Source organism: Hyphobacterium sp. CCMP332, assembly GCF_014323565.1.
Taxonomy (GTDB): domain Bacteria; phylum Pseudomonadota; class Alphaproteobacteria; order Caulobacterales; family Maricaulaceae; genus Hyphobacterium.
Map to the genome: position 1 here is coordinate 2,210,235 of NZ_CP058669.1, position 25,388 is coordinate 2,235,622.

The window sequence follows — 25,388 nt, forward strand, 5'->3', positions numbered from 1 at the left end:
CCCCGCTCCAATTCATAAAGCGGACCGTCACCGATCGGGATCGAATATGACAGAACGCCTCAACGCGCTTTCCTATGAAGACCTGCTGCGCTCAGCCAGCGGCGAGCTCTTCGGGCCGGGCAATGGACAATTGCCTTCACCGCCCATGCTGATGATGGACCGCATCACCCACATTTCCGAGGAAGGTGGCGAATACGGCAAGGGCCAGATCATAGCCGAGCTCGACATCACCGATGACAAGTGGTTTTTCGAATGCCATTTCAAGGGCGATCCGGTCATGCCGGGCTGTCTGGGTCTGGACGCCATGTGGCAAATGGTCGGGTTTTTTCTCGTCTGGGCCGGCAATCCCGGCAAGGGGCGGGCCATCGGATGCGGCGAAGTCAAATTCGTCGGCCAGGTGACGCCGGACGTGAAACTCGTTCGATACCAGATCGACATGAAGAAAATCGTCAAGCGCGGACTGGTGCTTGGCGTTGCCGATGCGCGGCTCTTCGCCGACGATAAGGAAATCTACAAGGCCAAGGATCTCAAAGTCGGCCTCTTCAAACCGGAAGATCTCGCCCGTCAGGGCTGAGCCCCGAATTACAGGAGTTCATCAATGCGCCGTGTTGTGATCACCGGGCTAGGCGTAATTTCGCCTATCGGAAACAATGCCGACGAAGTCGCCGCCTCGCTGAAAGCGGGCAAGAGCGGCATCGGCTTCATGCAGGAATTTGCTGACCATAATTTCAAGTGCCAGGTCGGCGCCAAGCCGGATATCGACCCCGCAGAGCATGTCGACAAACGCGTCTATCGCTTCATGAGCGAAGGCGCGGGCTGGTGCTATATGGCGATGGAAGAGGCCATCGCCGCTTCGGGAATTGGCGAGGATGACATCTCCAACCCGCGTACCGGGATTATCATGGGCTCGGGCGGTCCCTCGGCCGGCACGATTGTTCATGCCGCCGACATAACCCGCGACAAGGGCCCGCGCCGTATTGGCCCCTTTGCCGTGCCCAAGGCGATGAGCTCAACGGCCTCGGCCACGCTGGCCACTCCTTTCAAGATCCTCGGCGTCAATTATTCCATCACATCGGCCTGCACGACGTCACTGCATTGCGTCGGGGCCGCGGCAGAGCAGATCCAGTGGGGCAAGCAGGATGTGATGTTCGCCGGCGGTTGTGAGGAAATTCACTGGGCGCTGTCCAACCTGTTTGATGCCATGGGCGCAATGTCGACGAAGTATAACGACACACCGCAACAGGCTTCGCGGGCGTTCGACAAGGATCGCGACGGCTTTGTCGGCGGGGCCGGGGCCGGTGTCGTCGTGCTGGAAGAATATGAACGCGCCAAAAAGCGCGGCGCCCCGATCCTCGCCGAGATCACCGGCTACGGGGCCACATCCGATGGCTATGACATGGTCGCCCCCTCCGGTGAAGGCGCTGTACGCTCCATGAAGCTGGCCATGGAAACCGCCGGATCGGACATCGATTATCTCAACCCGCACGCCACCGCGACGCCCGTCGGGGACATCACCGAGATGAAGGCCGTCAAGACCGTCTTCGGCGACAAGGCTCCGATGATTTCGGCAACCAAGTCCATGACCGGCCATTCGCTCGGCGCTGCCGGTGCGCATGAACTCGTCTATACGCTGTTGATGATGCGGGATAATTTCGTGGCACCTTCGATCAATGTTTTCGACATGGATCCGGACATTGCCGCGCTGAACCTGCCTATCATCACCGAAACCCGCGACGCCCAGATCAACACCGCCATGTCCAATTCCTTCGGCTTTGGCGGCACGAATGGTACGGTCGTCGTCGCCAAAGTCTGATCCTGAAAGGTCTTCCCATGTCTGATACTGTTTTCCCGACCGGCGATCTGATGAAGGGCAAGCGCGGCCTCATCATGGGCGTCGCCAACAAGAATTCCATCGCCTGGGGCATTGCCCAGCAGCTCGCTGCGCAAGGCGCGGAACTGGCCTTTTCCTATCAGGGCGAAGCGCTGGAAAAGCGTGTCCGTCCATTGGTCGAAAGCCTGGGGCCGGGGCCCTTCATGCTCTCTGCCGACGTCACCGACGATGCCTCCATGGATGCCTGCTTTGCGGCCATCGAGAAAAAATGGGGCAAGATGGATTTTCTGGTTCACGCCATCGCCTTTGCCGGCAAGGACGAGCTGGTCGGCTCGTTTACTGAAAACACCACGCGCGACGGCTGGCGCCGGGCGATGGAAATCTCAGCCTTCTCATTTGTCGATGCCGGTAAACGTGCCTCACATCTGATGACGGAGGGCGGCTCCATGGTCACGCTCACCTATCTCGGCTCGGAACGCGTCGTGCCGTCCTACAATGTCATGGGCGTCGCCAAGGCCGCTCTGGAAGCGTCCACCCGCTACATGGCCCGTGATCTCGGACCGTCTGGCATTCGCGTCAACGCCCTCTCGGCCGGCCCGATGCGGACCCTCGCCATGGCGGGCATTTCCGGTGGCAAATCCCTCATGCGCACGGGCCGCGAATGGTCGATGATGAAGGAAGACACGCGCATCGAAGGCGTGGCGGGCGCGGCGCTCTATCTTCTGTCCGATCTCGGCCATTCCTGCACGGGCGAAACCCTGCACGTTGATGCCGGCTTCCACGCTGTGGCCGTGCCGAGCATGGATGATGACGAGTAGGCATTAAACAGCCACCCCGAAGTCAAGACCCCGCCGGATCGCTCCGGCGGGGTTTTTGTTATTCCGCAGGGGTCGCAACGGGTCGGGGGCGCGGCATCCCCTTCAACCCGAAGAGCGGCCTCAGCCACGCCACCCGCCGGATGATCTCGAAACCGAGCACACAGCCGCCGAGCGTGACCGCCGTCAGGGCGGCAAATTCCGTCCATACGCCCCATCCCTGCTGCGCCATCCAGTAGCCCGCCGTCACTGTGATGGTCTGGTGCAGAATGTAGAAGGGGAAGATCGCCTCGGTCAGATAGCGCCGCGCCGGGCCATCACGGTTGAGAAAGCGCTGGGCCAGACCGGTCAGCGTCAGAATGATCGACCAGGCAAATACGATGCGGGCAATGCGAGCCGTCCAGATGATGGCGTCATGTTCCAGCGCCGCCTCAAAATTCGTGTAGGCGGCAAGCAGGAAGGCAAAGAGCACGAGCGTGAGCCCGCCAACGACCGGCAGCGCCCGGTCCACGGCGCGCCACAGCGCACCATTCTTCGCGAAGGCATAGCCATAGAGGAGGATAGTCAGGCTGCCGGCATGATTGGCCCAGTCATCGAGCAGGGCATGGGTGGTCGGGAATTGCGCGGCCAGGGTGAAGCGGATCACCAGAAACGGAATGACCGGCAGGGCAACCAGGAGGACCGGACCGATGACCGGGCGGGCAAAGAGCTCGCCCGCACGCCGCATGAATCCGCCGTCGGCCCCGGACCGCAACAGCGGGATCAGGGGTGCCAGCAACAGCGAATAGACGAAAAGATAGACGACATACCACAGGTGGTTCCAGGTCGGTGTGTGGACAGACCACGGGCCGTCCCACTGGAAAGCATAGCCCTGATAGAAATCCCACACATTCGGGCCGATCTCGCCGGCGCGCAGGAGCTCGACATAGGTTTGCGGCGCGACGATCACATACATGCCGAACAGGATGACCGATAACAGGCGGATGAAGCGCTCGCGCGCAAAACCGGCACTGCCCAGCTTGTCGGACAGGAAGCGCAGCGCCACACCGGAAATGAAGAAGAGCAGCGGCAGCCGCCAGGGCGAGGATAGCCACATGATCGGCTCCATCGTGTCATTGGCATGTGTGCTCTTGGCGTGCCAGCCCTCGGTATTGAAGAACATGCCGATGTGATAAAAAATCAGCAGGCCGAAGGCGATGATCCTGAGCCAGTCGAGATCATGACGTCGCGTGAACACGGCGTTGGGTCCGGGCTGCGGGGCGGTTTGAGTGTGAGGTGTTGCGCGGGACATGGGTCAGGCCTTTTTCAATGTGACGGCCCTTGTCTGACCCCTGTACGGCCCGCGCCGCTACACATGTGTGACCGTCAGCGGATGGCGGGGATGAAAACAGCAGCGCGCGGGATGAGCGGCGGTCTTGCGGGGCAGGCGGTCCGCGCCGCGCTTGCATGCACCGCCGGGCGGTGCATGATCGTCCCCATGACCGATACCACGCGCCCCAGTGATATCCAGCGCGAACACCGCGCCCAGCGCGATGCCGTCATCCGCGCCTTTCTGGCCTATTCAGTCATCATCCTGGGCTTCTGGGTGATCAATTCGCTGTCCAACATCACCGAGGCCGAACGCGGCGGCGGTGTCGCGCATGTCGCCGAGATCTGGTTTCTGGAAGGCACGAGCACTGCCTTTGTTCTCCTGCTTTTCTGGCCGGTCAGCTGGCTGGAATCCCGCTATCCGGTCGGCGAAACGCGCTGGCCGGTGGCCATTCCGGTCCATGTCATCGGGTCCCTCGCGTTCTCAGCCATTCATGTCGGCGGGATCGCGCTGGCGCGCGACGGGCTGTGGCCGCTCCTGTTTGACGGCCAGTACGACTTCTTTGGCGACGGCGTCGGCCTCGTATTCGTCTATGAATACCGCAAGGACGTTATGGCCTACGCCGTCATCCTCTTCCTGCTCTACATTTTCCGCACCGTCGAACAGCACCGCATGGACGCCGAGGCCGCGAGGCGCGAGGCGCAGGTGCGTCACCGCGTGACCCTGAAGTGCGGCGGCCGGACCGTGCTCGCCGAGGCGGACGGTTTTCTGTTTGCCAGCGCGGCGGGCAATTATGTCGAGGCAACCTTTGCCACCGGCACGCATTTTGCGCGCCTGACCTTGCGCGAACTGGAAACCCAGCTGCGCGCCGCACAGGTCGACGCAGTGCGGGTGCACCGCTCCTTCATCGTCAATCGCTCGGCTATTGCCGAGATTGCACCCACCGGCGAAGGCGATGTGGTGATCACCCTGACCAGCGGTGCGCAGGTGCCAGGGTCGCGGCGGTATCGGGCGGCGCTTGAAGGCTGACACGAACATCCCCCGCCGGATCGCTCTGGCGGGGTTTTCTTTAGCCTGCCCCAACCGGTTTATTCAGTCGCGGCGTCGCTTTCCGGCGCATCCTCAGCCGCATCCCGCCCCGTCGGATCCTCAATCGGCAGCACCCAGGTGTTCAACCAGTCAATGCTCTCGGCCAGAACGTGCAACACGCTTTCGCGCCCGCTATAGCCATGGCTTTCATAGGGCAGCATGACGAGACGCGCCGTGCCGGCATTGCCCTTGACCGCCGCAAACATGCGCTCGGACTGCATCGGGAATGTGCCGGAATTATTGTCCATCTGACCGTGGATCAACAGGATCGGCTCGTTGATATCGTCCGCATGCATGAAGGGGGACAGCTCGAAATAGGTATCCGGCGCGGCCCAGAAGGTCCGGCGCTCCGACTGGAAGCCGAACGGCGTCAGCGTCCGGTTATACGCCCCGGACCGCGCAATGCCGGTGCGGAAAATATCGCTGGCCGCCAGAAGGTGTGCGGTCATGAACGCCCCATAGGAGTGCCCGGCCACCGCCACGCGATCTCCATCGCCGAAGCCGAGGCGCACCGATTCGTCAACGGCCGCTTGCGCCGACAGCACCAATTGTTCGATGAAGCTATCATTCACCGTCTCCGGATCGTCACCGACCACCGGCATGGTGGCATTTTCCATGAGCGCATAGCCTTGCGTCACAAGGAAGCGCGGGCTGGTTCCGGCCACGCGAGTGAATTCGTAGGGCGAGCCCCGCACCTGGCCGGCGGTTTCCGCATTATTGTATTCCAGCGGATAGGCCCAGATCAGCAAGGGCAGGGTCTGTCCCTCTTCATAATCTGCCGGCAGGTAGAGTGTCGCCGACAGCGGCATGCCATCGGCGCGTTCATAGGTAATGAGCTCACGCGAGATCTCGTTGAGCTGCGGATGCGGATTTGGAAAATCCGTAACGAATCGCGGATCGCTATCACCGTGCAGGCGGACATTTGGCGGCGTTTCCGGGTCTTCATAGGAGGACAGGAAAACCGATCCGTCCGCCTCGACAAGGCCGATGACGCGCTCGTAATTCTCTCCGCTGTTGCGCCATAATTCTTCGGTCTCGAATGTGTCGAAGCTGACCCGATTCAGGAAGGGCCGGTTGCCTTCCGGCGTTGCGCCGGTCCCGGTATAGTAGAGATAGCCATCCTCGATCGCCGCGACCGCTCGCCCGAATTCATTGCGCACCGTCTCCGGCGAGCCCGGATCGGCATAGGCATCCTGGAGATTGCGCTCCTCGGCCAGCCGCGGAGCAGCGCCATTCTCGGCAAAATCAATGACCCAGCGGCGGATGATCCGCGTGTCCCGGTCATATTCGACCGCCAGCCCGGTTTCGCCTTCGGACGTATATTGTGTGCCGTAATAACGGTCTTCAAAACGCGCAACTTCGACCGGCTCACCATCAAACGGAGCGCCCAGTGTCCAGACGCTGTCTCTTTCATCGATCTCGACGCGCGGGTCGCCGCCATCCAGCGCCTCGGCCCACACAATCCGCGCCGGATGCGACGCCTGCCAGCCAATGCTCCGGCGGCCGGTAATGACGCCGCCAATCGGCACGCTGTCGGCAATCGGTTGGCGCGCGATTTCCGCAATCTCATTCCCGTCGAGATCGATGACATAGGTCCGGTCGGCAAAGCTCGCCCAGTTCACATCATAGGAAAACGGTTGTTGCATGGCCCCGATCAGGATCATCTCGCCACCGGGCGCGGGGTCCGCAGAATAGATCAGATCCGGGTCGCCGACAGGCTGCGGACGGCCGCGGCGCGCATCAACCATCACAAGCTGGGTGGTCGCCATCCAGGCGAAGAGGGCCGCATCATGACTGTCGGTCAGAAGGTCCTGATAGGTCCTCACCGGCGCTTCATAACCGCCCGCCTCCTGAATGACCGGCCCTGCCGGAACGAGTGGCCGCTGCGGCATCGGTCCGCGATCCGCCGGGACGGTATTGACGAGCAGCGTCTCACTGTCCGGCATCCAGCTGATCGGATCAAAGACCGCATTCACGCCTTCGGATATGACTTCACGAGCGCGGGCGCGTTCAACATCCGCCACCCAGAGCGACAGCGTGCTGCCTTGAGTGACGACGAAGGCCGCATATCGCCCGTCCGGCGACCAGTCGAAATTCGACAGGCCGATATCATCCGGCAGCGGGATGGTGCGCTCTTCACCAGTTGTCACATCAATCACCGACAGACCCGTCGCTGTGCGGGGCCCATGGCGTCCGTTTGTGGCGGCATCAAGCCGCAAGCCGGCGAGGCGCTCCATCGGGCGCGCCAGCTCCGCCACAGGCGGCAGGCTTTCGCGGTTGATCAGCAGCAAATGCCGCCGATCGGGCGAGAATGTCGTCCAGGGCGCGGCCGGCGCATCAACGATATCAACAATATCCTGCGGTGGCAGGCGATAGGTATTGTCCTGTGCGAGGGCCGCCGCTGAGATAAGACCGGCACAACCGGCAAGTGCGAGAATATTGCGGATCACTTCATGTCTCCCGATGACGTTTGACGATAATCATAGGGGGCAAAGTGGACAGGTCCAGCCGTCCTGCCTGTATCGGGCTCAGTCAGCGGCGTCTCCAGCCTCCATCCGGCTTACCAGGCATCCACGAAGGGCGCGGAACGCCTCACACCGCTGCGGCAGGGATAGATCTGCGCCAGCCGGTCCGGCGAAATGTGGATGTGCAGGGCTTCAACCTGCGGACTTGTCCACTACACGCTCTCGGCCGTACGGGCCGGATAAAGGCCGAACGACCCTCCGGCGGTGTCGAAATTGATTGTGCGCATAAAAAACTGGCCCGGATTCGCATCCGGGCCAATTCAATCAGATATGAAACGCGCGAGAAAGAGCTATTCCTCTTCGTCGCCTTCATCTTCCTTGATGTCCTTGCCGGTTTCCTGATCAACGACTTTCATTGACAGGCGGACCTTGCCGCGATCATCAAAGCCCATCAGCTTCACATAGACTTCGTCGCCTTCGGCAACGACGTCCTTGGGATGCGAGACGCGCTCATTCTTCATTTGTGAGACATGAACCAGGCCGTCTTTCGGGCCGAAGAAATTCACGAAAGCTCCAAAGTCCATGACCTTGACGATCTTGCCTTTGTAGATTTCGCCGATTTCCGGCTCGGCCGTCAGACCATGGATCCAGTCCAGAGCCGCGCGGATGGATTTGCCATCCGGCGACGAGACCTTGATCACGCCGTCATCATTGACATCTACCTTGGCGCCAGTGACTTCGACGATCTCGCGGATCACCTTGCCGCCTGTACCAATCACGTCACGGATTTTGTCCGTCGGAATGGTGATGGTTTCAATGCGCGGTGCATATTCGCCAACTTCTTCACGGGCCGTGCCGAGGGCGTCATTCATCCGCTCGAGGATGTGCAAGCGGCCACCCTTGGCCTGCTCAAGAGCGGTTTTCATGATGCCTTCGTCAATGCCGGCAATCTTGATGTCCATCTGCAGCGAGGTCACGCCTTCAGACGTACCCGCCACCTTGAAGTCCATATCACCGAGATGGTCTTCATCGCCGAGGATATCGGACAGAACCGCCACGCCATCCGGGTCCTTGATCAGACCCATCGCAATACCGGAGACGGGGCGCGTAATCGGCACACCGGCATCCATCATCGCTAGCGACGCACCACACACCGTTGCCATCGAGGACGAGCCGTTTGACTCGGTGATCTCGGAGACCAGACGGATGGTGTAGGGGAAGTTTTCAGCCGAAGGCAGAACGGCATTCACCGCGCGCCAGGCCAGCTTGCCGTGGCCGATTTCGCGGCGGCCCGGAGCCAGACGGAAGCTGGTTTCACCCACCGAATAAGGCGGGAAGTTATAATGGAGCATGAAGCGCTCCTTATAGGTTCCCGTCAGAGCGTCGATGAATTGCTCGTCTTCGCCGGTGCCGAGCGTTGCAACGACCAGACCCTGCGTTTCACCACGGGTGAAGAGAGCTGAACCGTGCGTGCGCGGCAGAATACCGGCTTCGGCAACAATGGTGCGGACCTCGTCCAGCTTGCGGCCATCAATCCGTTTTCCGGTCTTGATGATACCACCGCGAACGATCGAGGATTCAACACCCTTGAGAACGTCAGCGAGAACATTGCCCGGAACGCCGTCGGGATTGTCATCACTCTGGCCGAGCTCGGCTTTCGCCTTGTCCTTGGCCACACCAACGGCAGCATAGCGCTCGGTCTTGTCGGTGATGGTGTAGGCCGCGGCCAGATCTTTTTCGACCAGCTTGCGAACCTTGGCTTCCAGTTCGGAATGATCTTCCGGCTGATAGTCCCAGGGTTCTTTGGCAGCTTTTTCAGCCAGACGAATGATCGCTTCAATCACCGGCTGGAAGGCGGCATGACCAAACATGACCGCGCCGAGCATGACGTCCTCGGAGAGCTCCTTGGCTTCCGATTCCACCATCATCACGGCATCGCCCGTACCGGCGACAACGAGATCGAGCGCGCTGTCTGCGATATCATCGCAGAGCGGGTTCAGGACATATTCGCCGTCGATATAACCCACGCGGGCGGCACCGATCGGGCCCATGAAGGGCAGGCCGGAAATGCAAAGCGCAGCAGACGCGCCAACCAGACCGACAATGTCCGGGTCGTTTTCCATGTCGTGCGACAGAACCGTCAGCATCACCTGGACTTCATTCTTGAAGCCTTTGGGGAAGAGCGGCCGGATCGGACGGTCAATCAGGCGGGAGGTCAGCGTTTCCTTTTCGGTCGGCCGGCCTTCGCGCTTGAAGAAGCCGCCCGGAATTTTCCCGGCAGCAAAGTATTTTTCCTGATAGTTGACCGTCAGCGGGAAGAAGTCGGCTCCCGGCTTGACATTCTTGACGCCGACAGCGGTCGCCAGAACGGTTGTCTCACCATAGGTGATCATGACAGCGCCGTCCGCTTGGCGGGCGACCTTGCCGGTTTCGAGGGTCAGCTCACGGCCGCCCCATTCAATAGTTTCTTTGTGTATCTCAAACATCTCGTGCGTGCTTTCGTCCCGTTCGTCGTCTTGACCAGCGATTATCGGCGGAGGCTCAGCTTCTTGATCAAAGCCTGATAACGTGCCTCATCCTTGCCTTTGAGATAGTCCAGCAGCCGGCGGCGCTGGGATACCATCTTCAACAGACCACGGCGGGAGTGATTATCCTTTTTGTGGGTTTTGAAATGCTCGGTCAGATTGACGATCCGTTCTGTCAGGATAGCCACCTGGACTTCCGGAGAACCTGTATCGCCCTTGGTCTGAGCATTTTCGGAGATAAGCGCACTCTTGCGCTCTTGCGTTACCGACATCGGACTTTCCTTTCTTGCCCGCTACAGGGGCTCTAGATGCTATGGTTGAAGACCCGTGACGGAACGAATTTTCCCGCCTGTGCGTCTCCGAGAGCGACCGCCATCTCGCCGTGCATCGCGACCGCCATTCGAGACCCGTCTTTTCCGGAAAGATCACGAGGACGCCTTTGGGCACGGAGCTCCTGCGCAATGCGCGGGAGCAGGACGATGGACCGCCCTTGCCTCAGATGAGAAACCTCTTCTCCGGTTACGGCCAGCGCCGGGATGTCGTCCAGCGCGGTCTCAACCGGGGCAAGCCCCTCAAAAGCGCGGCCCTTATGGGCCAAATCTGCCAATTCGTCCAGCGATATGGCAGCAGACTCTTCAAATACGCCGACCGCTGTCCGGCGAAGGCGGAAAATATGCCCTTCCGTGCCAAGCTTGGCCGACAGGTCACGGGCAATGGCGCGAACGTAAGTGCCTTTGCCGCAATCCATTTCGAAGACCGCCTCATCAGGCGAGGGCGTCTCGATCAACTCCAGCCGCTCGATGTGAACCGGCCGCGCGGCGATCTCCACCTCCGCCCCGGCGCGGGCAAGATCATAGGCCCGCTCGCCATCGATTTTGATAGCCGAGTATTTTGGCGGAATCTGTTCGATGTCACCTACGAAGTCTGACAAGGCGTCACGAATGGCCTCTGCATCCGGCCGCACATCGGACGTTGCCGTCTCCGCGCCCTCGGCATCCAGCGTATCGGTAGATACACCCCAGCGAATGGTGAAGCGGTAGGTCTTGGTCGCGTCCTGGGCAAGCGGAACGGTTTTTGTGGCCTCGCCCAGCGCAATCGGCAGCATGCCGGTTGCCAGCGGATCAAGCGTGCCGGCATGACCGGCCTTTTTGGCGTCGAACAACCGGCGCACCGCAGAAACCGCCTGCGTCGACGTCATGTCCAGAGGCTTGTCGAGCAAGACCCAGCCATGAACATCCTGCCCCTTCTTGCGACGGCCCATCAGTCATCGCCCTCATCAGCCAGACCCGGATCAAGGTCCCGTTTGACAGACGGGCTCGCCAGCAAATCGTCAATGCGGCTGGCCTGATCGAAACTGTCATCGGCCACAAACCGCAGCTCGGGCGTATTCTTCATTTCAATTTCACGGCCCAGCTGTCCGCGCAGAAAACTGGCGCAGCGATTCATCGCCTTGGCGACCTTTTCCTTGTCACCTTGTGCGAGGGGGGCGACATAGACGCGCGCATTCTTCAGGTCGGGCGAGGCGCGGACCTCGGTGATCGTGATATCGACGCCGGTCAGATCACTGTCGCGCAATTCCTTGCGCTGGAGGATATCGACCAGGGCGTGGCGGATCAGCTCGCCGGCGCGAAGTTGGCGTTGGGATGGCATTTTGGCACCCGCTTGGGGCGATCCGTGGCGGGACATGAAAACCTCGTTCTCGAAGGGCCGGAATCGAACCGGCGCATTCGTTATGCAGAAGGGCGCGCGGTCTAACGCTTCAGGCCCGCCAACGCAAGCATTACGTAATTGCCAGTATTTTCGCGATTTTGTGATTGGGTTGTGTGCTGATCGCACGCTACCACCAGCATCAGAGGAGTGTGTTTCATGAAACTTCTGTTTTCGGGATTATTATTCTGTTTGGGGTGCCTGTGGGCCGACACTCTTGCTCAGGACTCCACCCCTTCACGACAGATAGCAGATGCCTGGCTGACCGCTTATCAGGCACAGGATTTTGATGCCGCGCGAGGACTTCTCACCCATGAGTCCGTCTTCATTGATCCGACCTCGTTCGGGCGGGAGAATTTCGGCGAACCGATCAACTGGACCGGAGCAGACGCCATCATCTCGGGCATATCCAGCTGGGGCCTGGCCGGGGCCGAGTACAGTTTTGACCGCGTTTATGAATCACCGGGCCGTGTGATCTATGACGGCAGCGTTCTTGTGACCTATCAGAACGGGGCAAGATACGATTTTCCGATCATAACCATTGTAACCGTCGCCGATGGCCATTTGGTTGAACATCGCGATTATACCGATTTTGACGGCGCGGTCCGCCTCGAATCCAACTGATACCCGGAGAATAGAATGAAAAGCATCATGTTGGCTGTCGCCGGGGGTCTGCTTTTGTCAGTCGCGGCGTCCGCCCAGAATTCAGACGCCGAAACCCGTGCGATCGTGGACGCCTACATGACACATTATTCAGCCGCAGAGTTCGATGCCATGGAAGCCTATATGGCCGAAGATGTCGTCTTCGTAGATCCGACAGCAACCGGATTGGGTGAAGCGGGCCTGGCGCATCACAGCCGCGATGAAATCATGGCCGCGCTTCGTGAATTCGCGTCTCAAAACAATCCGATCGGACTCAATTTTGAATGGGACACGGTGTTTGAAAGCAATGATCGCTATGTCTTCATGGGCCGCGTGAATGCGACCTATCCGGTTCAGCAAGAGGGCATGGTGTTTCGCTGGTCGGCAGCCCAAACGACCGTCATCCACATGCGCGACGGGCTTGTGGTCGAGCAATACGACTTTGCTGACTATGAGGGTGCTGAGCAAGTTTTGGTCTCTGAAGAATGATGAAATAAGATTGCCATTGGTCAAGTAAGAGGCATTCATGATTCCATTCATTCTGGCCGCTCTAGTCCAGGGGCAAGCCGCCGATATTCATGAAATTCGCTGCGCCGTAGAACAGTTTGAGATCATCCGCAACCATCATGATGTTACCGGCGAGTGGGTTAATCTTGAAGATGGAGAAGGCCGGCTGATTGAACGGAACGCAGGGCCCGTGCGACTTATCTATGAGGGCTCCGCAACAGCATTCACATTGCGAGCACACAATGAGGGTGAATATCCCGGGATGCTGACCCTCGAGCTCTTTTATGATGGCAACGCCGCTCCGGTTAGGACCATTCCGTGGCCTGCAAATGTTCACAATCGCACGCAACAAGCTGGCACTGCAGTGCTGCTCTGTCGCCGACAGAGTTTCAACTAGACAAAAGCCCCGCCGGAGCGGGGCTTTTCTCATTAGAGCTTGCGTTCGACTTCCTCGACTTCGAAGCACTCGATGAGATCGCCTTTTTGAAGGTCTTCGTAATTCTCGAAGGCCATGCCACATTCCGTGCCTGCACGGACTTCCGGCACTTCGTCCTTGAAGCGCTTCAACGTCTTCAGCTTGCCTTCATGGATAACCGTATCATCGCGCAGCAGGCGCACGCCCGACCCGCGCTTCACAACGCCTTCGGTCACGCGGCAACCGGCCACCTTGCCCGCCTTGGAAATATTGAAGACTTCCAGAATTTCCGCATAACCGATGAAGGTTTCGCGTTTCTCCGGAGCCAGCATGCCTTCCAGCGTGGCTTTCACATCATCCAGGATATTGTAGATGATGGAATAATAGCGGATCTCGACGCCTTCGGCCTCGGCCATCTGACGGGCTTGCTTGTTGGCCCGCACATTGAACGCAAAAACCGGTGCGCCAGACGATTTGGCCAGCAGGATATCGGATTCATTGACGCCGCCTGCGGCCCCATAGATGACACGGGCTTTCACCTCGTCATTGCCGATCTTCTCCAGCGATTGCGCAATGGCTTCTGCCGAACCCTGAACATCGGCCTTCACCACCAGCGGCATCTCCTGGATATCGCTCGACTGCAGACGGGCCAGCATCTGCTCCAGAGACGCACCACCGGCACCGGCGGCTGACGTCGACTGGCGCTTCTGACGCTGACGGTAATCCACGATTTCGCGGGCGCGCGCTTCGCCATCAACGACAGAGAACAATTCGCCCGGCTCAGGCGCCCCGTCCAGACCCAGAATTTCGGCTGGCTGGGATGGCCCCAATTCCTTGAGCTGCTGATTGCGCTCATCAATCATGGCACGCACGCGGCCCCACTGGGCCCCGGCCACAACGATATCACCGCGCTTCAGCGTGCCCCGCTTGACCAGTACGGTCGCCACGGAACCACGGCCCTGTTCGACCTGGCTTTCAACCACCACCCCGTCGGCGGCCCGATCCGGATTGGCTTTCAGCTCCAGCAATTCCGCCTGCATCGTGATGGCGTCGGTCAGTTCCTGAAGGCCGGTCTTTTTCAGAGCGGACACCTCGATCGCCTGCGTCTCGCCGCCCATGCTTTCAACGACCACTTCATGCTGAAGCAAATCGGTCAGCACTTTTTGCGGATTAGCCCCTTCGCGGTCCATCTTGTTAATGGCAACGATAATCGGTGCACCGGCCGCCTGAGCGTGTTTGATGGCCTCGATTGTTTGCGGCATGACGCCGTCATCGGCCGCGACCACGAGGATCACGATATCCGTCGCCATCGCCCCGCGTGACCGCATCGCGGAAAAAGCCGCATGGCCCGGCGTGTCGAGGAAGGTAATCTTGTCACCCGATTTCAGCTTCACCTGATAGGCGCCGATATGCTGGGTAATCCCGCCCGCTTCACCGGCAACAACGTCCGTGGCGCGCAGGGCATCCAGAAGCGATGTCTTGCCGTGATCGACGTGACCCATGACGGTCACAACCGGCGCACGCGGCTGCTTGCTATCTTCGGGATCATCGTCCGCGATAAAGCCTTCTTCGACGTCCGATTCGGAGACGCGTTTTGCGATGTGACCGAAGTCCTCAATGATCAATTCGGCTGTATCCAGATCGAGCACGTCATTCACGCGGACCATCTGGCCCTGCTTCATCAGGTATTTGACGACGTCGGCAGCGCGTTCGGCCATCCGGACGGCCAGTTCCTGAACCGTAATGGCCTCGGGAAGGACGACTTCGCGCTGAATCTTGTCGCGATCGCCGCCTTGTTGACGGCGCTGCTTTTCGCGTTCCCGTGCGCGGCGCACCGAGGCGAGCGAACGCTGACGGTCTTCGTCGCCATCCAGAATATTCTGAATGGTCAGCTTGCCGGAGCGGCGTCCATGATCAGCTTTCGCGCGGGCTTTTTCGGGAGCGGCACGTCCGGGACCCGGAGCGCCCTTCTTCTTGACGCGGCCACCCATGGCTTCGAGCATGGAATCGGCATCATCAATATCGCGATCCTGGTTCTTGTCTTTGGGCTTGGGCGCTTCGCGGCGCGCAGGCGCCACGTCGTCCGGATCGCCTTTGACTGGAACGGGCGCTGCCGCCGCTGCCGCCGCGGCAGCCGCTTCAGCTTCGGCCTCGGCTTTCCGGCGTTCGGCATCAGCGAGCTCTTCCGCTTCACGGCGCTGTTTGGCTTCGAGAAGGCGTTGTTCTTCTTCGGCACGTTTGGAGCGCTCGGCTTCAGCCTCCTTGCGCTTTTCATCTTTCTGGGCGGCCTCGGCACGCGCGCGCTGAATGGCGCGCTGCCGCGCGACCAATTCCTCTTCGGACAGGCCGAGCTCGCGGGCCTTGGCCGCCAGCGGCGTTTCGCCCTTTCGCTGGGTTGCGCCCGGTTGCGGTTTACCCGGAGCGGCCGGGTTTCCGCCAGATTGGGGGCCGACCACGCGCTTGCGTTTTTTCTCGACCACCACAGATTTGGAGCGGCCGCGCGCAAAGCTTTGCTGCACGGTGCCTGACCCTCCGCGATTCAGCGAAAGAGGCCGGCGGCCGGAACCACCCTGATTACGATCGTCGTTGTCGCTCATGCGAACCTTTCAACACGGCCTATTCCGGGACTATCGCTGGCGGCCGATCAACCAACGTCCCGTTTTCAAGTCATCAAGGCTTGAAAGCCCGCTAAACTAGCCAGCTTCAGGCCGGATTCAACCACTCTCACCCGCATTCTTCGCCGGATCGATGATCCGGAAGCCTGAAAGCCGGTGCATTACCTCTCCAAAAGACCGCCCCTGCGGTCCGCCGGAGAGGGCTGCGTGGACCACGCTATCGCGCCCTGCAGCCTGTCCCAGTTCGGCAGCAGAAAAACATCCTGCGACCGGAATATCACCCCACGCGGCCTTCGCCAGCCGGTCCAGCTTGCCACGACCATCTGCCGCGCCATCACTGGCTTCGATGCGCCAGGCAGGACGCGCCGCCTTCAGCGACAGGCGGACTGCGTCCATCCCCGTCGCCAGCGCTCCGGCTCTTCGCGCCAGTCCGATCAGGGACAGGGCGCGTGCCGCCAGAAGCATTTCCACCTCATCTGCCAGGCCCGCCGATGCTTTAGCGCCATCCAGCGCGCGCGCCAGCTTGCCCTTCTTTACCGCCAGATCGACCGAGGCGCGGTCGGCACTGACCCAGGCCCCGCGGCCCGGCAATTTGACGGCGATATCCGGCACCACTCTCCCGTCGGGATCAGCCACGAAGCGGATCAATCCACTTTCCGGGCCACTCACTCCCCTGGCAAGGCAGCGCCGCTCGCGCATGTCCGTTTCTCGGCTCAGTCCTTGACCTCTTCTGCGTCCTCGACCGGCGCGTCCAGATCGACACCCAGCGCAGCCGCTTCGGCTTCAAGGGCATCAAGGTCCATATCGGCAATGTCGACTTCGCCTTCGTCTTCAGCGCCGTCTTCAGCCTCTTCGACTTCCGGCTGGGGCAGATCGTCTTCAGAAATCCAGCCCGCCGCGACACGCGCCTTCAGGATCAGCATTTCGGCATCTTCCTGAGACAGTTCGAATTCTTCAAGAATGCCCGGTTCGCGAACGCGTTCGCCATTCCGGGTCTCGAACCAGCCGCGCAGATCATCCGGCGTGAAGCCGGCCAGATCATCTGCTGATTTGACGTCATTCTCGCCCAGCTTGACCGCCATCGGCAGATCAACACCGTCAATCTGCAACAATGCGTCCTCGACACCCAGCTCGGTCCGCTTGGCGTCCTGCGCCGACGCGACCTTGTCGAGATGCTCCTTGGCGCGAGTCTGGATTTCGACAGCGGTATCGTCGTCGAAGCCTTCAATCGCGGCAATCTCGTCAAGCTGGACATAAGCCAGCTCTTCGACGCTCGCAAAGCCTTCTGTTGCCAGAAGCTGCGCGATCACCTCGTCCACATCCAGCGCATCCATGAAGATGGCGGTCCGCTCGGCAAATTCTTTCTGACGGCGTTCGGATTCTTCCTGCTCGGTCAGGATATCAATTGACCAGCCTGTCAGCTGCGACGCCAGACGCACATTCTGCCCGCGGCGGCCAATGGCCAGCGACAGCTGGTCATCCGGCACAACAACTTCGATACGCTGGTCTTCTTCATCCAGGACAACCTTGGAAACCTCGGCCGGCTGCAGCGCATTCACGATGAAGGTCGCGGGATCATTATTCCACGGAATGATATCGATCTTCTCGCCCGCAAGCTCGGACACAACCGCCTGAACACGGGAGCCCCGCATACCGACGCAGGCACCCACCGGATCGATCGAACCGTCATTGGAAATCACGGCAATCTTGGCGCGTGAACCCGGATCGCGCGCGACGGCCGGAATTTCGATAATGCCTTCGTAGACTTCCGGCACTTCCTGCGCGAACAGGGCGGCCATGAAGTCAGGGTGGGCGCGTGACAGGAAGATCTGGGGTCCGCGGGTCTCGCGGCGCACATCATAGATGTAGGCGCGAACGCGATCGCCATTCTTCAGATTCTCGCGCGGAATCCCGTCATTGCGGCGGATAATCCCTTCGGCGCGGCCCATATCGATGAAGACATTGCCGTACTCGACACGTTTGACAATGCCATTGAGGATTTCGCCAACGCGGTCCTTGTATTCCTCGTACTGGCGCTCGCGCTCGGCATCACGCACCTTCTGCGTAATGACCTGCTTGGCCGCCATGGACGCCACACGGCCGAATTCGATCGGCGGCAATTCTTCGGAGAAGACCGTCCCGATTTCAGCATTGGCATCAATTTTCTTTGCGTCTTCAAGGCTCATTTCCTGAGCGTCGTTTTCAACCTCTTCAACGACAGTGGTATGCCGTGTCAGAGACATTTCACCCGTCTTCGGGTCAATCTTCGACCGAATATCCAGCTCGGCACCATAGCGCGAGCGGGCCGCTTTCTCGATCGCCTCTTCAATGGCCTCGATGACGATGCTTTCGTCGATCGATTTTTCGTGTGCCACAGCCCGGGCAATAGCGAGCATCTCGGTCTTGTTTGCACTGACGCCGATATTCATGGCGTGTCTCCACTTGCTTCGTCCGAGCCGGTTGGCGCACCACGCGCCGCCAGGTCGGCCTTGATCAATTCTTCGGTGAGAACGAGCTTGGCATCCGCGATCCAGTCAAAGGGGATCAGCGCCGTTTCGTCCTCTTTGGGCAAGTCTATCAGCACCGAACCATTTTCGAAGCCGGCGAGTTGCCCGGAAAAGCGTTTCTGTCCCTCAACCAGACGGTCAAGTTCCAGCCTGGCCTTGAAACCTTCCCAGCGCTCGAAATGCGCGGGCATGGTCAGGGGCCGGTCGATACCGGGCGACGATACTTCAAGCGTATATTCGCCCCGGATCGGGTCTGTTTCTTCCAGAATGTCTGACAGGCCGCGCGACAGCTTCGCACAATCCTCGACATTCATCGTCCCGTCCGACTTTTCCGCCATGATCTGAACGATCTGCGTCTTCCCCGACTTCACACGAATGCGGACAATTTCCATGTCCAGCGCCTCGGCCACAGGCAGAGCCAGTGTCAATATCGCCTCATCCGTTGCGGTGCGGGTGCGCAAGGGCGGCCCTCCGTATCAGCCAATAAAAACGGCGGCCCCGGTGAGGAGCCGCCGATAAGCGCAATCCAGCGCTAATCGAACGTGTTGAGGGGGATATACGCGGTTAAGCCCGAAAGCGCAAGAACATGGTCACACCCGCAGGAAATCAAAAAACACCGGCGCGCAATCGCCGAGCTGCTTGGTCTCGTAGCGCGTGGTCAGATGGTCGGGCGGCGGATCGCGCCAATCCGCAGCCGCTGCCGCCTGCCATTCCAGGCCCGGCGTTCGCCGCAATATCCACAGGGCATGATCGGCATAGGCTTTGACGTCTGTCGCCACGCGCAGGTTTCCGCCCGACTTTAATAGCCGCACAAATTCGGCCGCGGTCTCGTTCTGCACGAAACGTCTTTTGGCATGGCGGATTTTCGGCCACGGATCGGGAAAGAGAAGGAAAATCCGGTCCAGACACTGGTCCGGCATGCGCTCCATCACGTCTCGGGCATCGCCCTCATGAAGACGCACATTTTCAAGCCCGCCTTCCTCGATCTGGGTCAGGGCTTTCGCAACGCCGTTGATGAAGGGCTCGACGCCCATGTATCCGATGTCCGGATTGCGGGCCGCCTGCCCGGTCAGATGTTCACCGCCGCCAAAGCCGATCTCGAGCACATGGGCCGCCTTGCTGGGGACCAGCTTCGCCGGGTCCACCGGCCCGGAAGCCGGAATACCGATTTGCGGCAGCAGATCATCCACAAGCCCCTGCTGACGGTCCGACAGGGTCCGCGACTTGGTCCGCCCGAACGTACGCAGCCTGTCAGTCATGATCGATTGCCATCCGGAACGTCAGGATAGGCGGTTTCAATGATATCGGCGGTTTTTACGGGCCAATCGAGGGTGGAAACACCTGTTTTTCGCGCCAGGACCCCCGACGCCTCGAAGCCGACCGATGCTTCCGCGAAACGTTTTCCCTCGCTCCACAACCAGGGAATAATGAATTGCGGTGCTTCTTCATATGCCGCGATAATTTCAAACCCCGTCGCCGGATTGAAAAAGCCTGGCCAGGCGTCCCTGGAAAAACGCAGAAAATCCCAGGGCTGATCGTGAAGACCAATGGTCTGGTGGGTGGAGATGAAGACCAGCCCGCCCGGCTTCAGAACCTTGTTGATTTCAAGCGCGACCTTCCAGGGCATCAGCAAATGCTCGAACACGCTTCTCGAATGCACAAAATCAAAATGATCTGCTGGAAACAGCCCGCTCATTTCATGCGCATCACCAACGACGTCGACCCGTGGGCCCGGCAAGACATCGACCACGGTCACCCGGGCGCCGGGAAACTCCTTGCGATCGCCGACCTCGCTGCGGTCACGGCCGCCCACATCCAGCAAGCGGCATCCGGGTGTCATGGTTACACGATCGCGGAAATGACGGAATGTCTGACTGCCCTCACTGCGACCGCGGCGATCCGAAATCAGGTCCGTCAATCGAATCGTCAGCTCGGCATCCAGACTTGTTCTGAAAACCAGCTTGCCCGCCTCGGGAAATTCATCCTCGCGCAGCAAGATTTCAACACTGAAACCCTTCCCCGGCCCGAGGTCCGGCAACACGCCGCCATGATCAAATCCGGTCCGGATATCGGCCGACAGGGCATCAATATCTTTCAGATCAATTCCGGTGAGCCGTGATTCCTCGTGATGGAACCATCCTGACACCCGGAGATAACGGTGCATTTTCGCGACCGTATCGACCAGAAAAAGATGTCCATCAATGTCCACGGCTCAAAGCGCCCTCACGCGAGGCCCTTGAGCTGGTCGACCAGGTCGAGCTTTTCCCAGGAGAAGCCACCATCATCGTCCGGCTGCCGGCCGAAATGACCATAAGCGGACGTCCGTGCGTAAATAGGCCGGGAAAGGCCCAATCGCTCGCGAATGCCGCGCGGTGACAGATTGGCGATCTGCCGCAACGCATCCTCGACACGCGGCTCTTCGACATGGCCGGTGCCATGAAAGTCAACATAGAGGGAAAGCGGCTTCGAGACGCCGATCGCGTAGGACACCTGAATCGTGCACTTTTTTGCCAGACCCGCAGCAACAACATTCTTGGCCAGCCAGCGGCAGGCATAGGCGGCCGAGCGGTCAACCTTCGTCGGATCCTTGCCGGAGAAGGCGCCGCCGCCATGCGGTGCGGCCCCGCCATAGGTATCAACGATGATCTTGCGGCCAGTGAGACCCGCATCGCCATCGGGACCGCCGATGACAAAATTGCCGGTCGGATTGACGTAAAACTCGTCGTCCGGCGGAAACCAGCCTTCGGGCAGGACGCCCTGAACGATCGGGCGAACCAGCTCGCGTATGTCGCCCGGGCTATATCCGTCTTTGTGCTGGGTGGAGACGACGACCGACGTCACGCCAACGGGCTGCCCGTTTTCATATCGCAGCGTCACCTGGGATTTGGCATCCGGCTCAAACTCCGGACGTTCACCGGTTTTACGCTGGCGGGCCATTTCTCTCAGAATCTGGTGCGAATACTGGATAGGCGCCGGCATCAGTTCGGGTGTCTCGTCGGTCGCATAACCAAACATGATACCCTGATCGCCCGCGCCCTCATCCTTGTTGCCCGACGCATCCACGCCCATGGCGATGTCGGCGGATTGTTCGTGCAGGTAATTGCTGAACTCGGCCGTGCGCCAGTGAAAGCCGTCCTGTTCGTAACCAATGTCCCGCACGGCGGCGCGGGCCACACCCTCGATCTCGTCGTGATGGACGGGGGTGGAGGATCTGACCTCACCCGCCAGAACAATGCGGTTGGTTGTGGTCAGGGTTTCGCATGCGACCCGGGCTTCCGGATCACGGCCAAGAAACAAGTCCACGACAGCATCCGAAATACGGTCGCAGACCTTGTCCGGGTGACCCTCTGAAACACTTTCCGAGGTAAAGATATAGGATTTCCGACTCACAGCGCTCCGCCTTTCATATAAAGATGTCTTTATATGATGTGCCGATTACGCGCTTCCAGCCCGGCTGGCAACCAGATGTCAGCAATTTCCGGCAGATTTGTCAGTCGCCGCCATTTTCGGCTTCGTCTTCATCGGCGAGCGAGCGGACCAGCTCCAGCACACGGCGGCGCACTTTCGGCGTCTTGATCCGCGAGAAGGCTTCCGCCAGAGCAACGCCGTCGGGGCTCTGGATAAAATCGTAGACAATCGGGCTTTGTTCCGTTTCAGCGACGCCCGTCGCCGCCACGCCGGTCAAACCGTCAAAGAAGAAATTGACCGGCACATCCAGAACATTTGCCAGGCTGAAAAGGCGGCTGGCACCAATGCGGTTGGCCCCCCGTTCATATTTTTGAACCTGCTGAAAGGTAACGCCAAGCTCGTCGCCAAGCTTTTCCTGGCTCATCTTCATCAATTGCCGTCGCAGCCGGACACGAGATCCGACATGGGCATCAATTGAATTGGCTTCGCGCGGGTTTCGTTTCATGGCAATCCCCCGATTATGATATGATTATGACAGTCCCCTTGGGGCATCAAGTAACCTAAATTTATTGTAAGACTAGGCATATTTACAGACGCCGCAAAATTTTTTCATTTACGTAATTGCTCACGTATTACAATCGCAGAAACCACGAATATACTTAAGATATAGAACAGCCAGAACAATACACCTGAAGTAATGGAATAAAGTGTCGGAGCACCCGGCATTGGCAGGCGGATATCGGTGATCCCGTTATATCTGCGGTCAATTCTCACCGGCATGCGGCCGTACGTATCGACGACGCCCGAAAACCCGCGCGACGCCGAGCGGATTATTGGCAAGCCGGTTTCAATGGCGCGATAGCGCGTACTGTTCAGATGCTGTCTCGGCCCCGCCGTCGGGCCAAACCAGGCATCATTTGAAATGTTGAGTATCCAGTCCGGACGAACGGCAACCTGCTCGACGATGCCCGTGAAAACCGCCTCATAGCAGATCATTGGAAAGAAAGTCGGTGCACCGGTATCATCCAGCGTGATGAATTCAGACCCGTGTGAATAGCCTTCCACACTTTCCTGAAGTGACCGGACACCGAACGAGGAAATCACCTCTCCCAGCGGAATGAACTCGCCAAACGGGACCAGTAAAACCTTGTCATAAAGGCCCAGAACACGTGGCCGATCTTCCGCGAAGCGGATCGCGACAAGAGCGTTATAGTATCGCACGCCGCCATCCCCGGCGCGTTCGCGGCGTGGCGTGCCGGCCAGCAAGACCTGATCCTGTGTCAGGATTTCCGTCAAGGCCGAGATAGACGCACTGTCCTCGATCAGAAACAGCGGGAGCGCACCCTCCGGCCAGATCACATGTGTGACATCGTCGATGCCATCGGACGCTGTAAGTTCGAGATATCGAGCCCGGACAACATCTTCGCCACCCGGCGCCCATTTCTCCTGCTGATCGATATCGACATTGACGAGCCGGAAAACCACATCGGGCTGATATGTGACCTCAGCCTGGCCGAGCCGGAGTGTGCCCCCGGCATAGAGGGCCGCCAGCACAAGCAGACTGATCATCACCGGCAACCGGCGCTGAACCTCACCGCCCCTTCCGGCAAGCGCCGCCGGGCTGGCAAACAGAAGCAGGACCAGAAAGCTGAGCCCCCAGGCGCCGAACCAGGCCGCAGACTGGGAGACCGCACCGCCAGCCGGAAACACATGCGCCGGCAAATTCCACGGAAACTGGGTGAAGGGCAGACCCTTGGCAGCTTCCGCTGCCAGAAACAGCACAGCAAAGGCCAGAACCCGAACCGGCCCACGCAGGTTAAGCTTGGCATAAACAGCCCCGGCCACGCCCCAGAAGGCGGCAAGAAACGCCCCTCCGCCAATCGCCACCAGAGGTCCGAAAAAGACATAAACGCCGCCCCGGTTCCAGAAGGCAAAAGCCACCCAGAAGACGCCAATTCCCAGATACGCCCAGGCAAACAGGAAAGACCGCCAGAACCCGGATAGACCCGGCTTTTTCATGTCCATCGACCGATCCAGCATCCAGACAAGGCCTGTCAGCCCGACAACCAGCGAAGGGAAGAAATGTATGGGCGAAGCCGACAGTCCTGAAAACAGTCCCAGCGCCGCCAGCACGATCCAGGCTTTATATGGCGGAAGCGCATGAAGGCGATCGCGCAGGGCAACAGGAGCCAGCTGATCAAGCAACTGCCGAAGCCGCAAGGCCGCCGTCATGCCGGCTCCCAGCTGCTCTCGTCCTTGCTGGACCGGCGGCCCTTTTTTCGGATTCTCAGCCGCTTGATACGCCGCGGATCGGCATCCAGAACCTCGAATTCGAAGCCGCCCGGATGCAGTATCATTTCACCGCGTTCGGGGATCCGCCCGGCAATCATGAAAACCAGTCCGCCGAGCGTGTCGATGTCATCATCTTCGCCCTCGTCGAGAATGGTCTGACCCGCTATCTGTTCCAGCTCGTCGATGGTCGCGCGCGCATCTGCAACCCAGACACCATTGCCTTTCGGAACAATGCCGGGCGTCGCCTCGTCATCATGCTCGTCTTCGATATCACCCACGATCGGCTCGAGCAGGTCCTCCAGCGTCACCAATCCGTCCGTGCCACCGTATTCGTCCACGACCAGCGCCAGGTGCATCCGGCGCGCCTGCATACGCAATAGCAGGTCAATCGCCCGCATCGAGGGCGGGGCAAACAGAAGCGGGCGGCGAATGTCTTTCAGTATCTGACGCGAAGCCCAGCCCTGATTGGGCTCGGACACAATCGGGACCAGTTGCGACATCACGTCCTTGATGTGCACGACGCCCAGCGGATCATCCAGTGTTTCGCGATAGATCGGAAGGCGGGAATGTGCCGCCTCGGCGAATGCCGGAATCAGCTCGCCAAGCGGCGTGTTGACTTCGATGCCAACAATGTCGGCGCGCGGGACCATCACGTCCGCAACCTGCATCTCATTGAAAAGCTGAACATTGGCCGCAAAGCCATTGCCATCGGGAAGGCTGGCGTCCGTTTTCGATTCACGGCCCATCATGCGCGCCAGACGCGCACCCCAACTTCGGCCGGCTGCGTCGTCACTCACTGCTGATCTCCTTCATAAGGGTCGGCAATGCCCATGTTTTGGAGCGCCAGACGCTCTAGGGATTCCATCTGCTCTGCTTCTGCCTCCGTCTGGTGATCATAGCCCTGCAGATGCAGGAATCCATGCACAACCAGATGTGCGATATGGTGGATTACCGGAATAGACTTTTCTTTCGCCTCGCGAAAGACCGTTTCTTGCCCCAAGGCGATATCGCCGAGAAATCCGGCATCGCTCGCAGCCGCCGGAAAGGCGAGCACATTCGTCGCGCTCGGCTTGTCCCGGAATTGCGTATTCAACGCCTGCATCTCGGCATCGTCTGTAAACAGGAGGCAAAACGCGTCAGAGGACTCAAGGCCCAGCGTCGCCAGAGACGATGAAATGGCCTGCCCGCCCACTCGCAAAAGCTCATCTTCCGGTGGCCAGTTCTCAGCATCGACAATCAGGTCAAATGACGGCGTCATGGC

24 protein-coding genes are annotated in these 25,388 nt (G+C 59.7%); 7 read left to right on the top strand and 17 right to left on the bottom strand.

The features are described from left to right. Positions 1-46: 46 nt before the first annotated feature. From fabA to HXX25_RS11140, 3 genes are read left to right on the top strand one after another with little or no spacing between them, the layout of a single operon-like run. Complete coding sequence (gene fabA, locus HXX25_RS11130; RefSeq protein WP_187165981.1) at positions 47-574, top strand: bifunctional 3-hydroxydecanoyl-ACP dehydratase/trans-2-decenoyl-ACP isomerase; 528 nt, start codon at positions 47-49, stop codon at positions 572-574. 24 nt (positions 575-598) lie between these two features. Further along, positions 599-1,813 (top strand): beta-ketoacyl-ACP synthase I, encoded by a 1,215-nt coding sequence (fabB, locus tag HXX25_RS11135; RefSeq protein ID WP_187165982.1) that lies wholly within the window; start codon positions 599-601, stop codon positions 1,811-1,813. 17 nt (positions 1,814-1,830) lie between these two features. Beyond that, positions 1,831-2,649, top strand: a complete 819-nt coding sequence (locus tag HXX25_RS11140) for an enoyl-ACP reductase (protein WP_187165983.1) — start codon at positions 1,831-1,833, stop codon at positions 2,647-2,649. Between the two features lie 58 nt (positions 2,650-2,707). On the opposite strand, the gene HXX25_RS11145 is transcribed toward HXX25_RS11140, so the two are convergent. Beyond that, on the bottom strand, positions 2,708-3,883 hold the full coding sequence (locus HXX25_RS11145) for an acyltransferase (protein ID WP_233346665.1): 1,176 nt from the start codon (positions 3,881-3,883) through the stop codon (positions 2,708-2,710). A 240-nt stretch (positions 3,884-4,123) separates the two neighbouring features. Between HXX25_RS11145 and HXX25_RS11150 the strand changes: the two genes are divergently transcribed. Further along, a complete protein-coding gene (locus HXX25_RS11150; protein WP_187165985.1) occupies positions 4,124-4,984 on the top strand; it encodes a LytTR family DNA-binding domain-containing protein in 861 nt (286 codons plus the stop codon). Positions 4,985-5,043: 59 nt separating this feature from the next. On the opposite strand, the gene HXX25_RS11155 is transcribed toward HXX25_RS11150, so the two are convergent. The 5 genes from HXX25_RS11155 to rbfA form a co-directional block, all read right to left on the bottom strand. Continuing rightward, a complete protein-coding gene (locus HXX25_RS11155) occupies positions 5,044-7,494 on the bottom strand; it encodes a prolyl oligopeptidase family serine peptidase (protein ID WP_233346667.1) in 2,451 nt (816 codons plus the stop codon). A 365-nt stretch (positions 7,495-7,859) separates the two neighbouring features. Continuing rightward, positions 7,860-9,995 (bottom strand): polyribonucleotide nucleotidyltransferase, encoded by a 2,136-nt coding sequence (pnp, locus tag HXX25_RS11160; protein ID WP_187165986.1) that lies wholly within the window; start codon positions 9,993-9,995, stop codon positions 7,860-7,862. A 41-nt stretch (positions 9,996-10,036) separates the two neighbouring features. After that, on the bottom strand, positions 10,037-10,306 hold the full coding sequence (rpsO, locus tag HXX25_RS11165; RefSeq protein WP_187165987.1) for a 30S ribosomal protein S15: 270 nt from the start codon (positions 10,304-10,306) through the stop codon (positions 10,037-10,039). A gap of 32 nt (positions 10,307-10,338) precedes the next feature. Further along, positions 10,339-11,295 (bottom strand): tRNA pseudouridine(55) synthase TruB, encoded by a 957-nt coding sequence (gene truB, locus HXX25_RS11170; protein WP_187165988.1) that lies wholly within the window; start codon positions 11,293-11,295, stop codon positions 10,339-10,341. Continuing rightward, the gene (gene rbfA / locus HXX25_RS11175; RefSeq protein ID WP_187165989.1) at positions 11,295-11,720 is read right to left on the bottom strand and encodes a 30S ribosome-binding factor RbfA; all 426 of its coding nucleotides are present in this window, start codon (positions 11,718-11,720) and stop codon (positions 11,295-11,297) included. The genes truB and rbfA overlap by 1 nt, the downstream gene beginning before the upstream one ends. A 180-nt stretch (positions 11,721-11,900) precedes the next feature. On the opposite strand from rbfA, the gene HXX25_RS11180 reads away from it, so the two are divergent. Genes HXX25_RS11180 through HXX25_RS11190 form a run of 3 tightly spaced genes read left to right on the top strand, consistent with a single transcriptional unit; the run spans position 11,901 to position 13,287 of the window. Next, a complete protein-coding gene (locus tag HXX25_RS11180; RefSeq protein WP_187165990.1) occupies positions 11,901-12,365 on the top strand; it encodes a nuclear transport factor 2 family protein in 465 nt (154 codons plus the stop codon). Positions 12,366-12,380: 15 nt separating this feature from the next. Beyond that, entirely contained in the window at positions 12,381-12,872 is a 492-nt protein-coding gene (locus HXX25_RS11185; RefSeq protein ID WP_187165991.1) for a nuclear transport factor 2 family protein, read from the top strand. Between the two features lie 37 nt (positions 12,873-12,909). Further along, a complete protein-coding gene (locus HXX25_RS11190; RefSeq protein ID WP_187165992.1) occupies positions 12,910-13,287 on the top strand; it encodes a hypothetical protein in 378 nt (125 codons plus the stop codon). Positions 13,288-13,319: 32 nt separating this feature from the next. Here the strand turns inward: HXX25_RS11190 and infB are convergent, their stop codons facing one another. The 11 genes from infB to ybeY form a co-directional block, all read right to left on the bottom strand. After that, on the bottom strand, positions 13,320-15,902 hold the full coding sequence (gene infB, locus HXX25_RS11195; RefSeq protein ID WP_187165993.1) for a translation initiation factor IF-2: 2,583 nt from the start codon (positions 15,900-15,902) through the stop codon (positions 13,320-13,322). Positions 15,903-16,019: 117 nt separating this feature from the next. Beyond that, a complete protein-coding gene (locus HXX25_RS11200; RefSeq protein WP_187165994.1) occupies positions 16,020-16,619 on the bottom strand; it encodes an RNA-binding protein in 600 nt (199 codons plus the stop codon). Between the two features lie 14 nt (positions 16,620-16,633). Further along, on the bottom strand, positions 16,634-18,349 hold the full coding sequence (gene nusA / locus HXX25_RS11205) for a transcription termination factor NusA (protein ID WP_187165995.1): 1,716 nt from the start codon (positions 18,347-18,349) through the stop codon (positions 16,634-16,636). Beyond that, positions 18,346-18,888 (bottom strand): ribosome maturation factor RimP, encoded by a 543-nt coding sequence (rimP, locus tag HXX25_RS11210; protein ID WP_187165996.1) that lies wholly within the window; start codon positions 18,886-18,888, stop codon positions 18,346-18,348. The genes nusA and rimP overlap by 4 nt, the downstream gene beginning before the upstream one ends. A gap of 129 nt (positions 18,889-19,017) precedes the next feature. Further along, a complete protein-coding gene (trmB, locus tag HXX25_RS11215) occupies positions 19,018-19,686 on the bottom strand; it encodes a tRNA (guanosine(46)-N7)-methyltransferase TrmB (RefSeq protein ID WP_187165997.1) in 669 nt (222 codons plus the stop codon). Next, positions 19,683-20,636: a class I SAM-dependent methyltransferase gene (locus HXX25_RS11220; RefSeq protein WP_187165998.1), complete on the bottom strand. Its 954-nt coding sequence runs from the start codon at positions 20,634-20,636 to the stop codon at positions 19,683-19,685. Before HXX25_RS11220 ends, trmB begins: the two co-directional genes overlap by 4 nt. A gap of 14 nt (positions 20,637-20,650) precedes the next feature. Continuing rightward, on the bottom strand, positions 20,651-21,817 hold the full coding sequence (gene metK, locus HXX25_RS11225; protein ID WP_187165999.1) for a methionine adenosyltransferase: 1,167 nt from the start codon (positions 21,815-21,817) through the stop codon (positions 20,651-20,653). A 100-nt stretch (positions 21,818-21,917) separates the two neighbouring features. Next, a complete protein-coding gene (locus HXX25_RS11230; protein WP_187166000.1) occupies positions 21,918-22,340 on the bottom strand; it encodes a helix-turn-helix domain-containing protein in 423 nt (140 codons plus the stop codon). 104 nt (positions 22,341-22,444) lie between these two features. After that, on the bottom strand, positions 22,445-24,067 hold the full coding sequence (lnt, locus tag HXX25_RS11235; RefSeq protein ID WP_187166001.1) for an apolipoprotein N-acyltransferase: 1,623 nt from the start codon (positions 24,065-24,067) through the stop codon (positions 22,445-22,447). Further along, entirely contained in the window at positions 24,064-24,924 is an 861-nt protein-coding gene (locus tag HXX25_RS11240) for a hemolysin family protein (protein WP_233346671.1), read from the bottom strand. Before HXX25_RS11240 ends, lnt begins: the two co-directional genes overlap by 4 nt. Further along, positions 24,921-25,385 carry an rRNA maturation RNase YbeY gene (gene ybeY, locus HXX25_RS11245; protein ID WP_187166002.1) on the bottom strand — a complete coding sequence of 155 codons (465 nt, stop codon included), beginning with the start codon at positions 25,383-25,385 and terminating at the stop codon, positions 24,921-24,923. The genes HXX25_RS11240 and ybeY overlap by 4 nt, the downstream gene beginning before the upstream one ends. Positions 25,386-25,388: the final 3 nt, after the last annotated feature.